Consider the following 14,406-nt stretch of genomic DNA (forward strand, 5'->3'; position numbering starts at 1 on the left):
GCTTTAATGGATATTTCCTTGAACTGACTAGCATTAGTCTTTAATCTAGGTCTTTTCTAAGAATAAATGCCGTCATGGCAGCCGCTGGCAGGGAAAGATCACATGCAATACCAAACCGACGACGTCCGTATCCGCGAAATTAAAGAATTACTACCGCCAGTGGCTGTGATTGAAAAATATCCAGTCAACGAGCTGGCTTCAACTGCGGTGTTTGAAACGCGCCAAGCGATTCATCACATGCTCACTGGCAAAGATGATCGCCTGTTGGTCATCATCGGCCCTTGCTCAATTCACGATCCAAAATCGGCGATTGAATATGGTCATCGCTTAGTCAAACTGCGCGAACAATATAAAGATCACCTTGAAGTCGTGATGCGCGTTTACTTTGAAAAACCGCGCACCACCGTCGGCTGGAAAGGGTTGATTAACGATCCATTCCTAAATGGCAGCTTCAATATCAATGAAGGCCTGCGCATTGCGCGTAAATTATTAGTCGATTTAAACAACCTTGGTCTACCGACTGCCGGTGAGTTTCTCGACATGATCACGCCGCAATACGTTGCTGATTTAATGAGCTGGGGCGCGATTGGCGCTCGCACCACTGAATCACAAGTGCATCGTGAACTGGCGTCAGGTTTGTCTTGCCCAGTTGGCTTTAAAAACGGTACCGATGGCAATCTTAAAATTGCTTTTGACGCGATCAAATCCGCCGGTCAGCCGCATCATTTCTTGTCGGTTACCAAATATGGTCATTCAGCGATTGTTGGCACCGGCGGCAATCCTGATTGCCACGTGATTTTGCGCGGTGGCAAAACGCCAAATTACGAAGAAAGCCATGTGCGCGCTGCCGCTGAAGAGCTCAGCAAAGCGGGTTTAGCGCCTAAAATCATGATCGACTTTAGCCACGGCAATAGCAGCAAAGACTACCGCCGCCAAAGCGTGGTTTGCGCAGACACTTGCGCCCAAATCGCCGCTGGCAGTGCTGCGATTTTTGGCGTGATGGTCGAAAGCCATTTGGTTGAAGGTCGTCAAGACGATGGCGCGGGTAAAGAGCTCACTTACGGTCAATCAATTACCGATGCCTGTATCGGCTGGGATGCCACCGAAACCGTACTCAGTGATCTAGCCGCCGCCGTTGCTCAACGCCGCGCTTTGGCTTAATTGACGCTAATTGCCACGCAAAAATCACCACCGGTCACTGCAGAAAAATTTTTGACGCAGAGACGCAAAGGCGCAGAGAAAATCAATTGAAAAACCCTGAATTTCCTCGGCGTCTCTGCGTCAGGTTTTCAGGGTTTGTCGTTAAGTGAACCGTGTTTCCAATTGGCGGTAATGCCGTTCACTTAAGCCAAGTGAGCGGCATTTTTTTCCTCGATCTCATTGCTGGTGTCGCTTTTGACGCAAAGGCGCAGAGAAAATAAATTGAAAAACCCTGCATTTCCTCCGCGCCTCTGCGTCTCTGCGTCTCTGCGTCTCTGCGTCAGGTTTTTAGGGCTTGTCGTTAAGTGAACCGTATTTCCAATTGGCGGGTTTTTATCATTTAAGCGCGGCTTTTCTCAACCGACGTAACTGCTGCCACAGCACCAAGCCAATGATGCTGCCTAGCAGCATATTCACCAGCGGCAAGGCCGTATAAATACCGGTGACTCCCCACCATTGCGGCATTAAGCATAGCGCCGGAATCAATAGCAGTGTTTTACCCAAGGTACCCACCATGGCTAAGCGCGTTAGCGCCATCGCTTGCAAAGCAATCACGCCCACAATCAAGATGCCATCAAACGGCAAGGCAAATAGATGGAGCTGTAACGCCTCCGTTGCCAACGTAACCAAGGCGGGATCGTTGCCAATATACAGCGATGCAATTGCCGCCGGAAACAGCTGCACCGTGATCAGCAGCACCACACTAATCGCCAAACTCACCCGCAAACCATAGCTTAAAATATGCGCCATGCGTTCGTCGTCTTTAGCGCCAGTCGCGTAGCTTAATAAAGGTTGCATCCCCATCGCCAAACCGTGAATCAGCAAAATAAATACCGCCTCGGTATAACCGGCAATCGCATATGCGGCGACATCATTGCCCTTACCGTATTCCAATAGCTGATAATTATGCGCAAACATCAGTAGCGCCAAATTACCCTCCATTAATAAGCTCGAAACGCCCAGTTTCAGCATCGCTGGCATACTCGCCCAATCGGCGCTTAAATCGGCCAGCACCAAGCGTAAATGCGCCATCGGGCTAAAGAAATACACTAATCCCGCCAGCGTAATAAAGCCCTCAATCAGCAGCGTGGCCATCGCCGCGCCTGCCAAACCCAGCTGAAAATGCACCAAAAATAGATAATTTAAAGCGATATTGCTCAAAGCACTAAAAATCACCAGCACCGTGGCCAACCTAGGCTGACCATCATTGCGAATCAAAAAAATCGCCGCAATCTGGCCAATATTCACCACGGCGCCCCACAGCATAAAGCGCAAATACGAGCGCGCTTCATGCAAAACACTCGCTGCATTATCGGCATTTAGTAACACCAGTATTCGCTCCAACTGGCTGATACCAATAGCGGGTAGAGCAATACCCAGCAGAGCAATAATAATCAGCGTATTAACCAAGGTTTGCCGCGCGGCAGCGGTTTGCCCTGCGCCTTGCAAAATCGAAATCCGCGTTGCCGCCCCCATACTGACCATCGTGCCCAAGCCAATCTGCAGCATTACGATGGGATACACCAAATTAATCGCGGCGAGCGCATGCGCGCCCACATAACGGCCAACAAAAATCCCGTCGATCAATACATCTAAACTGACCACCAACATCCCGGCGATCGAGGGCAGCACATAGCGCCAAAATTGAGTTTTTACCGGCAGTTGATTTAAATCGGCCATTGCTTGTGATGACATACAATCTCAATGCACACAGGGTGCAAAGTCAATAAAGTCGCCATCGTAGCATTTAATCAATCACGCACGATTAATTAAATTCATGCAATAATTACCGACTGATTAAGGTGGGTTGAACAAGGGTAATCATGGCCAGAAAAACCAAAGAAGACGCGCAAAAAACCCGTGATGCGATTTTAGACGCCGCCGAACAAGTGTTTTTTAAACAAGGTATTGCGCAAACCACCATGGCCGAGATTGCCAATGCGGCCCAAGTATCCCGCGGTGCGGTCTATGGGCATTACCCCAATAAAATCGACGTTTGCAAAGCCATGAGCGATCGCATGCTGGCGCACGCAGCAATGCAATTCACCCCCAGTAGCAGCGATGCCCTCGAAGCCTTGGTGCAAACCGGCATGTATTATCTGAATTTATTTAATCAATCGGGCTCGATTCAAACCGTGATTAGCATTTTGTATTACCGCTGCGAGCGCAGCGCGGAAAACATGCCGCTGATTCGGCACCGCGACCTCATCACCAAACGCTCGATGCATTACAGCCTGCGGCTATTACGCCGCGCCGTCGCGCAGCAAGCATTACCCAGTACGCTCGATTTGCGGCTAAGTAATCTGTATCTGCATACGGTGTTTGATGGTTTATATGATTTGCTGCAAGACTTTTACCCCGAGCGCCCTAACGCCGCCGCCAGCGATTGCGAACGCCTACTGCGCAATGCCGTCAGCAGCCTAAAAAATGCGCCGCATTTACAATGTAGCGTAGATTAGTCGGGCTTTTCAGATTACGTGTCGATGGGCGCACATCCATAGTTAAACCGGCTTTGATCATCGGGTGATTTCAGATTTGATGCCGTGCCGCGCTCGTCGGGCTGGGGCTTAGAAACCCGTCCAAGCGCACCGAGTGAGGAGAGAGACAAACAGCATTATCGTTTGGCTCACGATCGATCGAGGGCACAGCGGAGCTGGGCGCGCTCGGGTCGCCTTTCTTTCCCCCTCTTTCTTTGGCGAGTCAAAGAAAGAGGGTCCCCGTCGCGGACTGCGACTGTAAAACACCCGTGCCGCAGGCACTAACACCCAACAATGCTCAGCAGTATATCTACGTAGCCAATACTCAAACTAGGCTACAGCCAGATACCTACAACCAACCCTTACGTTTAAAGAACCAATACGGTGAGATGCCGGATAGCACCATCAGCACCAAAGCGGCGGGGTAGCCCCAGCTTTCGGCGAGCTCGGGCATGTGGGCAAAATTCATCCCGTAGATTGAGGCAACCAAGGTGGGCGGTAGAAACACCACGCTGGCAATCGAAAAAATCTTGATGATTTTATTTTGCGCCAGATTAATCAAACCCATCACCGCGTCCATCAAGAAGTTAATCTTGTCGAACAAAAACGCGCTGTGGTTATTGAGTGATTCCAAATCGCGCAGCACTTCGCGCAAATCGCCCTCTTGCGCGGTGGCCAATACGCGGCTACGCAGCAAAAACGACAGCGCGCGGCGTGTGTCCATTAAATCGAGGCGCACTTTACCGTTAATGTCTTCGTGGCCAGCCAGCTCAGCCAGCGCTTGGCCCATGATTTCATCGGTCATTTCGGCGCTGCGATCGAGCACTCGGCGGCTCACGCCATCGAGCTGGGTATAAATTTCTTCAAGTACATCGGCGTCGTACTCAACGGCGGCATCGTAAATCGCCAGCAAAATCTCTTGCGCAGTCGAGACAAAGCCCGGCTGAACGCGGGCGCGTAAACGAAACAAACGAAACACCGCCAGCTCGTCTTGGCGAATAGTCAGTAAGCGCCCTTGATTGAGCAAAAACGACACCGTGACGTTGGCGTATTCGTCTTCAGAATGCGATAGAAAAAACGAACTGATATGTACGCCGTTTTCATCGACATAACAGCGCGCAGACTCTTCCAAGTCTTTAACTTCTTCGTCTTCGGGCAGTTCGAGCTTAAACACCTTTTGCACTAATTCACGCTCGTCGTCGGTGGGATCGACCATATCGACCCACAACACTTCGGGGCGCGATAAATCCTCGGGTACCAAGGCAGGCACCTGAATTAAACGACCAGCAGACAGTACAAAGGCATTGAGCATAATGAGCCTTGAAAGGTTAAAGCGGCAAACGCGCCGATTATACGCCGCGCAAGCCGCTGCGTTACAGGCAATTTGCCCTGCTGCACACGACAAATTGCATCCATTCGTACCATCGCCCCAATACGGCAACCGTCATCCAAATACCGCGAATTGGCGCAAATACAGTTCACTTAACGATAAACCCTGAAAACCTGACGCAGAGGCGCGGAGGAAATTCAGAGTTTTTCGATTGATTTTCTCGGTACCTTGGCGTCAAAAGCGACACCAGCAATGAAATCGAGAAAAAAATGCCGCTCACTTGGCTTAAGTGAACGGCATTCGCGAATTGGCGCAGTCATTTTCGACAAAAGCTCAACAAACACCATCGTCAGCCAGCGCCAATTTGTAAGTCAACGACAGGGCGTGTTCAGGTCAATGCCGAAGCTTAAGTTTCACTTCATATTCACGGCGCTTAATAAGGACTCGGATTAACGCTGCTGGCGCGCTGAAATGATTTGAGTCGCGGCTTGGTGCTTCAAGCCGTCAATCTGAATGCAAGTGATCTGCCCGCTACCGTATGCAAAGGAAATTCAAATGTATAACAAGCCACTTCCGTTGATTTTATTCATCAGCACGCTGCTGTACTGCGCAGCCAGTTACTTACAAAACGGCATACCCGTAAGCTATTGGCAATGGCGGCACGAGCTGGTGCTGCTCACTGGTGTGCAGCTGATGTCGGTGATGTCCGCCGCAATGCTGTTGGCAGTACGCCCGGCGTGGCTAGAAAACGCCCTTAGTGGCCTCGATAAAATGTATGCGCTGCACAAGCAGCTAGGGATTGCGGCGGGGATTTTGCTGGCCGCGCACTGGTTGATTAAGTTGTCCCCCAAACTGGTAATGGCGATGGAATGGGCCGCACCACGCATTCGTAGTGGTGCCAAAATCAAAGAACCGCTAGTTTCTTTGGCGAAAGACGTTGGTGAATGGGCGGCATGGGCGATTTTGGCGATGGTGATTTTAGCGCTACTGCGCGCTGTGCCTTATCGCTATTGGCGCAAAGTACACCAGCTGTTTGCCCCGCTATTTTTAATGGGCGCATTTCATGGCCTGATTTTAATGCCGAACGAATTTTGGCTAACGCCGGTGGGTGGTTTAATGGCCATTGCTTTGTTCGTTGGCTCGCTGTGTGCGCTGTATTCGCTATTTGGGCAAATTGGCAAACGCCAACAACACCAAGGCCAGATCCAACAGATTGAACAACTGGCGGCCAATCAGTTAGAAGTGACTTGCCAGCTCAATACGTGGCCTGGGCATACTGCTGGGCAATTTGCACTGGTAAGTTTTGACCCCGCTGAGGGCGCTCATCCGTATACGATTGCCTCGGCCGATCGGGGGAATGGCCAGCTGCGCTTTATCATCAAAGGCTTGGGCGACTATACCCGTACACTCGCGCAGCAGCTGCATGTGGGTGGCCCAGTGCAAATCGAAGGCCCGTATGGCCGCTTTGATGGCAAGGCCAGCGGTGTACAAGGGCAAGCTTGGATTGCCGGTGGTATTGGCGTAACGCCTTTTTTAGCTTGGCTAGAAAGCGCTCAGTTTCAGCAGCAGCCGATTGATTTTTATTACTGTGTAACCCAAGCCGACCATGCGGCACGACTGGATGAAATCCAAGCCGCTTGCGCCAAAAAACAGATTCGCCTGCATTTAATCGAAAGCGATTTAGGGCAAAGACTGGATATTCGCCAAATCCCCATCGAGCAACTGAGTGATATTTGGTACTGCGGCCCAGCTGGCTTAGGACAAATGATTCAAGATTATTTAAGCCAGCACGCCAGCGCACCGCGCTTTCACCATGAAGCTTTTGCCATGCGCTAAGCCCCCATAATGATCAACTGCTTTGGCCCGCCGTATTTGGCGGGCTTTTTTTAGCCCGCCAATCCATTCGCGGCATCCACCAAATCAGTCGCCGCCAGCTGTTTAACAAACTCATGCTTAATCAAAGTATCCGAAATAAAAAACACCGTAATATGATGCTTATCTTGAATATACGCTGCGCGAAAATTCATCTCCGGTGACAAAACGATTTTATATTCATAAATCACCCGCTCTGCCCGCTTTAAGTGGTACGCCGCTTTAATTTTATGGGGCCGATGCCGAATGATTTCGGGTAATTCATTGGCAATATTGAGCTTCACCGCCCTCGCATACAATTTAAATTGGCGAAAAAACTGCGCCATATAACGATTGCTTTCTAACTGGACATCCAACATCCGTCTCTCCTTACCCAGTAAACCCATTAATACCTAGGATAGATCGCCAGCAAAATGAAAAACAACAGAAAGATACATGGCGCCCGTATGTCAGCCCTGCTAATCGCCTGAGCTTGACCACCCTCAGGTCAAAAAAATCGCCACGCCGTATAATCAAGCATCTTTCTGCCCGCCCGACCGGACAACTCTATGCCTAATCCAACTTCCATTGATAAACAAGCCGCCGCTAAACGCAGTACTTGGATTAGCGTGGTGGTGAATGTGGTGCTCACCGCCATCCAGTTGGTTGCTGGCGTTTTCGCACACTCGCAAGCCTTGATCGCCGATGCGATTCATTCGCTGTCGGACTTAATCGCCGATTTTGTGGTGCTATTTGCCAATCATCACAGCCAAAAAGACGCCGACGCCGACCATCATTACGGCCATCAACGCTATGAAAACGCCGCCTCGCTGGTGTTGGGTACATTGCTGTTAGTGGTGGGCGCGGGCATGTTGTGGTCGGCACTGGGCAAAATCCAGCACCCCGATTCTATTGCCCCAGTCAAAAGCATTGCGCTATGGGTGGCATTGGCCGCGCTATTGAGTAAAGAATTGCTATTTCGCTATATGCTCGCCGTCGCCGAGCGCGTTCGCTCTAGCATGTTAGTCGCCAACGCTTGGCATGCCCGCTCAGACGCGGCATCGTCTTTAGTCGTTGCGCTAGGCATTGGCGGGAATATGCTCGGTTACCACTTTCTTGACCCCATCGCCGCAATGATTGTTGGCCTAATGGTCGGCAAAATGGGCTGGCGCTTTGCATGGGATGCGATGAACGACCTGATGGATAGAGCCGTCGATGAAGCCACCATCAGCGGCATCGAGCAAACCCTGAGCGAAACGCCCGACGTACTGGGCATTCACGCGCTCAAAACCCGCAAAATGGGTGACTTAATCTTGGTCGACGTGCATGTTGAAGTCGATCGCACGATGAGCGTCGAGCAGGGCCACAACATCGCCGTCCTCGCCCGCCAGCGCGTTCTCAACCAACACAGCGACGTGCTCAACGTTATGACCCACGTTGACCCTGCCGATAAAAAATAAACTGCAAGTGTAAGCCGCCACAAGACGCCAACGACCGCTGTAGGGTGCCAATAAGCGTTAGCGCACCATATCGCAGCAGCTAATGAGTTATTGGGTAAGTTGGGCTAAGCCTGCGCAGCCCAACAATCGCGCGGTGTGTCGCTAAGATGGCTGCGCGGCGATGCCCATCGCCCTGATTGATGGGTATCGCTGCGCTCACCCATCTACTCGCCCAAATATTTACTTTATACTTACTCCATTTATTCAAACGGAGTAACAATATGCGTGTCACTTTACTGGGTCTGGCCGGGGTTTTCACGGCGTTCACGGCATTGGCTGCCGATGACCATAGCAACGTTTACAAAAAAGACGTGGCCGCCAACGTTGTATTTAAAACCAGCACCACCGCCAACGGCCAGCCGATTCATTACAACCACACTGATGATCCCGAAGCGACCATGCTGCAGGTTGAAATCCCCGCCGGCAAAGAAACCGGCTGGCATCAACACCCTGTTTCTGGCTACGCGTATATTTTATCTGGCCAGCTCACGGTGCAACTCAAAGACGGTAGCAGCAGCACCTTTGGCCCCGGCCAAGGCTTTGCCGAAGTGATAAGCACCGCGCACAATGGTAAAAACCTCGGCACCGAACCGGTTAAATTAGTCGTTGTTTTCACCGGCACCAAATCTCAACCCTTCACCATCAAAGAGTAATCTGCCTTGCCATACCTGCGGTGCGCTCGCTGCGCCGCAGGCGCAATAAATATTTCCCGCTAAACCGCCAAAACCGTTGAACCTTTCATCGCGGCCTCACTCTTATTGGCGCGGCCATTCGGGCTGCTTTTATAGAGATGCGACAGATGTTCAAGAAATTGTTTGCCGCCGTGGGTGTGGGCGGCGCGACGGTGGATACCGTACTCGACAACGCCAGTGTTTATCCCGGCAGTACGCTCAATGGTTATGTGTTGATTCGTGGCGGCAGCGTCGATCAGGCGATTGAATACGTCGACCTCGTGCTGATGACCGAAGCCGAACAAAAAGTCGGCGATAGCGAAGTGCGTGTAGCGCAAAGCATCGCTAAATTTCGCGTTGCCAACGCCTTTAGCGCCACCGCCGGTTTAGAACGTCGATTGCCTTTTTCTTTGACCTTACCGCTAGAAACGCCAGTCAATAACGCCTACGCCTTAGCCACACCGGGCTACGGCTATGCGCCCAATGTCAAAGCGGCGGTGTGGATTCATACCGACTTAGCCATTGCCTCGGCCATTGACGCCAAAGATCGCGATTTTCTCGATGTGCAGCCGCTGCCGCAAATGCAGCGCCTGATTGCCGCCATGGGCAATCTGGGCTTTGCCCACGTCAGCAGCGATGTTGAAATCGGCACTGCGCGCATCGGCCAAGTGGCTAGCTCAATTGGTTGCTACCAAGAATTTGAATTTCGCCCAATGCAGCATGGATTTTCGCGAATTCAAGAAGTTGAAATCACCTGCATTAGCCGCGCCGATGGCGTGTATGTGTTGATCGAAGCCGACCGCCGCTTTAGCCGCGACAGTTATTCGAGCATGCATATGGATCAGAACTGGCAAAACGTCGATTGGGAAGGTCGTTTACGGATGATGTTGAGCTAAGGGGCCACACATGAGCATGAAGCAAAAGCTAATTTACGGCGCACTCGAAATGTTGCTCAAATGGGTGATGAAGAAAAAAACCGGCGGTCATTACCAAGGCCAATCACCTTACGGCAAAAAACCGTATTACAAAAAAAAGCGCTGGTTTGATTAAAACGGGATCAGGCAGCAAATTGGACTTGTTGGGCTAAGCTCGCGCAGCCCAACAATCGCGTGGTGTATCGCTAAGATGGTTGCGCGGTGATCCCCATCGCCTTGATTGATGGGGATCGCTGCGCTCCACCCTTCAGTTCAAGCCTCGAACTCACCGTCAAAAAATAATATCGATCGATTACCCACCAAGCCGCCATACCCCCGTCACCGGCGATATAACGCCCCAACTGATTGCGACAAGCTTACAGCAAAACCAGATAACCAAGAAAGAAAGTCTATAGGTATCACCTGCCAACCCTTGAAAATAAAGGGCTATATTCAAATACATCAGAACCACTAGGTAAAACCCTAGCTAAAAATGAATGAACTTACTTTGTGAACTATTTACTAAGTAAGGTAGTCTTCGCCAAGTCCATTTATTGCTCCGTCATGCTAGGAAATACCCATGTTGTCGCATATCACTACCCGCACCAAGCTATTTATCCTTAGTGGCACTTTGTTATTACTCATGGCGCTGCAAATCGGCTTCGCCTTATTTGAGCTAAACCAAACCGGCCAGAATCTTGATTCGCTGATCACCGATCGGCAGCCCAAAATTGAACAACAGCACGGCATTATTGAAAACACATTACAGATTGGCATGCTGCTACGCGAAGCGGTGATGGACCAAAACGGCCCCGAAATTGAAGGCAATATCCAAAAAATCAACGAGCTGCGAGCAGATAGCTCCAAACGATTGGAATACCTGAACGAACACACCTCTAGCGCCGAAAGCAAGCAATTGCTCGCTGACATTAGCGCCACACGTACTCCACTCGGCCCATTGTACGAAAAACTGTATGTGATGCTGCGCGCCAATCAAGACCTTGAAGCCACCGCGCTGTTACGCGATGAATACGACCCAGCGTACAAAAACTTTCTCGCTAAAGTCGAAGCAATGATGACTTCGCAAAAAAATAAAATGCAAAAAACCAGCAAGGAGACGCAAGAAAACTTTAGCTACACCCGTAGCCTAATGATTGTGAGCGGCCTATTGGCTACTGTACTCGGCTTGATTGCCGCCATTTGGATTGCCCGTTCAATTAGCCACCCGCTCAGCAATGCACTGCGCGAAGCCGAGCGCATTGCCCAAGGCGATCTACGCGCCAATAACGACATCGCCGTGACTGGCAGCGATGAACCCAGCCGACTCTTGCTCGCCTTGCAACAAATGCGCGCCAGCCTGCACGACATGACCAAACTCATTCAGCAAAACGCCATCGAAGTCGGCCGTGCGGCACAAGGATTGGCAGAATCAGCCAAAGAAGTCGCCCATAGCGCGCAAAACCAATCCGCAGCCACCAGCGGCGCAGCCGCCACGCTAGAAGAACTCACCGTCAGCATTCACCATGTCGCCGATAACGCCGAAGACGCCGCCCACCAAGCGCGCACAGCAGGGCAAACGGCCAAAATGGGCGGCACTTTTGTCGTTACTTCATCCGAACAAATGACTGCGGTGGGGGAACACGTCAGCCAATCGGCGACGCAAATGTCCGATTTAGAACGCGACGTCAGCGAAATTGGCAAAATGGCCTCGATGATTCGCGATGTCGCCGATCAAACCAATTTGCTAGCCCTCAATGCCGCCATTGAAGCGGCCCGCGCTGGCGAAAGCGGCCGCGGCTTTGCTGTAGTCGCCGATGAAGTCCGCAAACTGGCCGAACGCACCACCCGATCAGCGCATGAAATTAGCACCATGATTGGCCGAATTCAGCAGGGCAGCTCGTCTGTGAACCAATATATGGCCGACAGCGTAGGCAGCGTTCAAGACGCCACACACAGCTCGGCATCGGCCGCGCTGGCGATGAATGAAATTGAACAAAATACCAATGCCGTAGTGAGCTCGATCAGCAATATCAGCGACTCGCTCAAAGAGCAAAAGCTCGCCGGACAAGACCTCGCCGCGCGGATGGAAAAAGTATCGCAAATGGCCGAAGAAAATGGCGATACCGTACTGCATCTAGCCTGCACCGCCAATCAGCTATCGAGTTTGGCCGAGCAATTGCAATCGGCAGTCAATCGCTTCCGGATTTAACTTGGGATGGCTGGCGCCGGTGCGGTGCTCGCCACCGGCGTAACCCGCCATAAGACGCCAACATCACGACCGCCGTAGGGTGCCAATAAGCGTTAGCGCACCATATCGCAGCAGCAAATGAGTAACTTAGGTAAGTTGGGCTCAGCCTGCGCAGCCCAACAACCGCGGGCAAGGCCGATGTAAATCGACAATTTCAGCTATACCACTAGCAGTCCGTGCCGCGCACAAAGCAGCATGGACTCAAGCTGAAAGCGATCATTTACGTCTAGGAGCCCAATATGTATATCGATGGATTTGTACTCGCCGTTCCCACCGCCAACCGCACCGCCTATCAAGAATACGCCCTCGCCGCAGCGCCACTCTTTAAAGCCCACGGCGCGCTTAGCGTCGTAGAAAGCTGGGGCGTGGACGTACCCGAAGGCAAACTCACCTCATTTCCACTGGCCGTGCAATTACAAGCCGACGAAACCGTGGTGTTTTCGTGGATCACATGGCCATCCAAAGCCGCGCGCGATGCCGCATGGGAAAAGCTTATGCAAGAACCACTATTCGACATCAAAACCAACCCCATGCCTTGCGATGGCAAACGGATGATTTTTGGCGGATTTGAATCACTGCTGGTGCTGTGAGAGGCCGCAGGCGATTAGATCACTCAGCCGCCACGCGGGATAAGCTTTAATTAATAATTTTGATGTATCGCCAGCGAAGCAGCATCGATTAAAGCCTGCATGCAAATACATCACACCATAGGGCGGCTTAGCCGCAGGCGTAAGCCGCCATAAGCCGCCATAAGCCGCCAACATCACGGCAGCTGTAGGGTGCCAATAAGCGTTAGCGCATTGCACCATATCGCAGCAGCTAATGAGTAACTTGGGTAAGTTGGGCTAAGCTCGCGCAGCCCAACAAGCGCGGTGAATATTGAGCGGCATCGCGGTTTCCAGCATGGCGCTCATGCCGCGCGGCAACGCTAAGCTTTGGCGTCGCCTCGATTGTCGCGAGCCAAACGATAAAACCGTTTGTCTCACTCCTCACTCGTTGCGCTTACACGGGATCTCAAGCCCCAGCCCAACGATCAAGCAATAACATCGATGTATTGCCAGCAAAGCATTGATAATCAAAGACTACCAGCAAATACCTATAAGACATGGCGTATTCGACGCGCAGCGGCAATACGCCGAATGAAGCGCTATGCAAGTAACGTAATGCCTGCGGCGATTACGCCCTTCTCACTCCTTTAGAAATTGAATTACTTGCATAGATTTGTATTTTACTTCATTGATTTCAATACCAATTAACTTGTATTTAATGCGTAAACAAACTTTATGAAGTTACAAAATTTAACATTTTTTGGGTATCTAACACACCTTTGCAATATTGATTTGTCATAATTTTTAGGGAAAATTCGCGACGCCTTACAACCAATTAAAAAATTAATGGGATATTTGATTCAATGAAAACATTGCTACTTAAAGTAACAGCATCCGCACTGGTATTAGTATCGGCAGGTGCAAATGCTGCATTTATCGGTTTTGGTGATGATCTAGCTAACAATAAAGTTGAAATTGGCGTAGATGGCTTTAGCTCGCTTTCAATCAATGGCATTGCATTGACTCTGAATCAGCTAGGACGTATTGCTGATTTATCGAAAGCATCATTTGCAGATGGCACTCGCAACACTTTCGTGGGTACATTCATCGCTGGTGCCGCATTGAACGGTAAAACGGCATTTGGCTACTATGGACAAAATGGCTCATCGAGCGGTTTTAGCTTCAATATCCAACAAACGGGCAACCTAGCCACTGTAACTGGCAGCTTCCAAGGTTTCGAATTAGGTAAAAGCTTTGCAGCAAATGGCGTTGATGTTAATCCATTAAATGGCAAATTTAATTCAAGTGGTTTCAATACTCTGGGCTATGGTTTCGGTTCAGAAAAAGCACCTGTTGCACCGGTTCCCGAGCCAGAAACATACGCTTTGATGGGCATGGGCTTGCTGGGCTTGCTTGCTGCACGTCGTCGTAAAAAAGCTTAAATAGCTTTAACCAAATAGCCACTTAATGTGAAATACAGTTCACTTAACGAAAAACCCTGAAAATCTGACGCAGAGACACAGAGGCGCGGAGGAAATTCAGGGGTTTTCAACTGATTTTCTCTGCGCCTTTGCGTCAAAAGCGACACCAGCAATGAAATCGAGGAAAAAAATGCCGCTCACTTGGCTTAAGTGAACGGCATTACCACTTAATGTGGCTATTTTTTAT

Annotated in this window: 13 protein-coding genes; 10 read left to right on the forward strand and 3 right to left on the reverse strand. The window is 50.6% G+C overall.

The genetic code is table 11. The annotated features are described in order from the left end of the window. Window positions 1-102: 102 nt before the first annotated feature. On the forward strand, window positions 103-1,161 hold the full coding sequence (aroG, locus tag K4H25_RS01420) for a 3-deoxy-7-phosphoheptulonate synthase AroG (protein WP_221021696.1): 1,059 nt from the start codon (window positions 103-105) through the stop codon (window positions 1,159-1,161). A gap of 375 nt (window positions 1,162-1,536) precedes the next feature. Here the strand turns inward: aroG and K4H25_RS01425 are convergent, their stop codons facing one another. Beyond that, window positions 1,537-2,895, reverse strand: a complete 1,359-nt coding sequence (locus tag K4H25_RS01425) for an MATE family efflux transporter (RefSeq protein WP_221021697.1) — start codon at window positions 2,893-2,895, stop codon at window positions 1,537-1,539. A gap of 128 nt (window positions 2,896-3,023) precedes the next feature. Between K4H25_RS01425 and K4H25_RS01430 the strand changes: the two genes are divergently transcribed. Next, window positions 3,024-3,659 (forward strand): TetR family transcriptional regulator, encoded by a 636-nt coding sequence (locus tag K4H25_RS01430; protein WP_221021698.1) that lies wholly within the window; start codon window positions 3,024-3,026, stop codon window positions 3,657-3,659. A 367-nt stretch (window positions 3,660-4,026) separates the two neighbouring features. On the opposite strand, the gene corA is transcribed toward K4H25_RS01430, so the two are convergent. Beyond that, window positions 4,027-4,989, reverse strand: coding sequence for a magnesium/cobalt transporter CorA (gene corA, locus K4H25_RS01435; protein ID WP_221021699.1), 963 nt, complete (start codon window positions 4,987-4,989; stop codon window positions 4,027-4,029). A 573-nt stretch (window positions 4,990-5,562) separates the two neighbouring features. On the opposite strand from corA, the gene K4H25_RS01440 reads away from it, so the two are divergent. After that, the gene (locus K4H25_RS01440; RefSeq protein ID WP_221021700.1) at window positions 5,563-6,843 is read left to right on the forward strand and encodes a ferredoxin reductase family protein; all 1,281 of its coding nucleotides are present in this window, start codon (window positions 5,563-5,565) and stop codon (window positions 6,841-6,843) included. Between the two features lie 50 nt (window positions 6,844-6,893). On the opposite strand, the gene K4H25_RS01445 is transcribed toward K4H25_RS01440, so the two are convergent. Further along, window positions 6,894-7,238, reverse strand: a complete 345-nt coding sequence (locus tag K4H25_RS01445) for a hypothetical protein (RefSeq protein WP_221021701.1) — start codon at window positions 7,236-7,238, stop codon at window positions 6,894-6,896. A 189-nt stretch (window positions 7,239-7,427) separates the two neighbouring features. Between K4H25_RS01445 and K4H25_RS01450 the strand changes: the two genes are divergently transcribed. The 7 genes from K4H25_RS01450 to K4H25_RS01480 all read left to right on the forward strand — a co-directional run bounded on the left by K4H25_RS01450 (window position 7,428) and on the right by K4H25_RS01480 (window position 14,180). After that, entirely contained in the window at window positions 7,428-8,318 is an 891-nt protein-coding gene (locus tag K4H25_RS01450; protein ID WP_221021702.1) for a cation diffusion facilitator family transporter, read from the forward strand. A 260-nt stretch (window positions 8,319-8,578) separates the two neighbouring features. Further along, the gene (locus tag K4H25_RS01455; protein ID WP_221021703.1) at window positions 8,579-9,010 is read left to right on the forward strand and encodes a cupin domain-containing protein; all 432 of its coding nucleotides are present in this window, start codon (window positions 8,579-8,581) and stop codon (window positions 9,008-9,010) included. 146 nt (window positions 9,011-9,156) lie between these two features. Then, window positions 9,157-9,924 (forward strand): sporulation protein, encoded by a 768-nt coding sequence (locus tag K4H25_RS01460; RefSeq protein WP_221021704.1) that lies wholly within the window; start codon window positions 9,157-9,159, stop codon window positions 9,922-9,924. Window positions 9,925-9,934: 10 nt separating this feature from the next. Beyond that, window positions 9,935-10,078 carry a hypothetical protein gene (locus K4H25_RS01465; protein ID WP_221021705.1) on the forward strand — a complete coding sequence of 48 codons (144 nt, stop codon included), beginning with the start codon at window positions 9,935-9,937 and terminating at the stop codon, window positions 10,076-10,078. A 444-nt stretch (window positions 10,079-10,522) separates the two neighbouring features. Beyond that, complete coding sequence (locus K4H25_RS01470) at window positions 10,523-12,151, forward strand: methyl-accepting chemotaxis protein (protein WP_221021706.1); 1,629 nt, start codon at window positions 10,523-10,525, stop codon at window positions 12,149-12,151. Window positions 12,152-12,429: 278 nt separating this feature from the next. Continuing rightward, complete coding sequence (locus K4H25_RS01475; RefSeq protein WP_182075968.1) at window positions 12,430-12,780, forward strand: DUF1428 domain-containing protein; 351 nt, start codon at window positions 12,430-12,432, stop codon at window positions 12,778-12,780. A gap of 821 nt (window positions 12,781-13,601) precedes the next feature. Continuing rightward, complete coding sequence (locus K4H25_RS01480; RefSeq protein ID WP_221021707.1) at window positions 13,602-14,180, forward strand: PEP-CTERM sorting domain-containing protein; 579 nt, start codon at window positions 13,602-13,604, stop codon at window positions 14,178-14,180. The last annotated feature ends 226 nt before the right edge of the window (window positions 14,181-14,406 follow it).

This window comes from Deefgea piscis (assembly GCF_019665785.1).
Taxonomy (GTDB): Bacteria; Pseudomonadota; Gammaproteobacteria; order Burkholderiales; family Chitinibacteraceae; genus Deefgea.

What these genes read in the sequence shown, in the direction of transcription:
- aroG (WP_221021696.1), top strand. Translation starts at nt 103, where the DNA reads ATGCAATACCAAACCGACGACGTCCGTATCCGCGAAATTAAAGAATTA.
- K4H25_RS01425 (WP_221021697.1), bottom strand. Translation starts at nt 2,895, where the DNA reads ATGTCATCACAAGCAATGGCCGATTTAAATCAACTGCCGGTAAAAACT.
- K4H25_RS01430 (WP_221021698.1), top strand. Translation starts at nt 3,024, where the DNA reads ATGGCCAGAAAAACCAAAGAAGACGCGCAAAAAACCCGTGATGCGATT.
- corA (WP_221021699.1), bottom strand. Translation starts at nt 4,989, where the DNA reads ATGCTCAATGCCTTTGTACTGTCTGCTGGTCGTTTAATTCAGGTGCCT.
- K4H25_RS01440 (WP_221021700.1), top strand. Translation starts at nt 5,563, where the DNA reads ATGTATAACAAGCCACTTCCGTTGATTTTATTCATCAGCACGCTGCTG.
- K4H25_RS01445 (WP_221021701.1), bottom strand. Translation starts at nt 7,238, where the DNA reads ATGTTGGATGTCCAGTTAGAAAGCAATCGTTATATGGCGCAGTTTTTT.
- K4H25_RS01450 (WP_221021702.1), top strand. Translation starts at nt 7,428, where the DNA reads ATGCCTAATCCAACTTCCATTGATAAACAAGCCGCCGCTAAACGCAGT.
- K4H25_RS01455 (WP_221021703.1), top strand. Translation starts at nt 8,579, where the DNA reads ATGCGTGTCACTTTACTGGGTCTGGCCGGGGTTTTCACGGCGTTCACG.
- K4H25_RS01460 (WP_221021704.1), top strand. Translation starts at nt 9,157, where the DNA reads ATGTTCAAGAAATTGTTTGCCGCCGTGGGTGTGGGCGGCGCGACGGTG.
- K4H25_RS01465 (WP_221021705.1), top strand. Translation starts at nt 9,935, where the DNA reads ATGAGCATGAAGCAAAAGCTAATTTACGGCGCACTCGAAATGTTGCTC.
- K4H25_RS01470 (WP_221021706.1), top strand. Translation starts at nt 10,523, where the DNA reads ATGTTGTCGCATATCACTACCCGCACCAAGCTATTTATCCTTAGTGGC.
- K4H25_RS01475 (WP_182075968.1), top strand. Translation starts at nt 12,430, where the DNA reads ATGTATATCGATGGATTTGTACTCGCCGTTCCCACCGCCAACCGCACC.
- K4H25_RS01480 (WP_221021707.1), top strand. Translation starts at nt 13,602, where the DNA reads ATGAAAACATTGCTACTTAAAGTAACAGCATCCGCACTGGTATTAGTA.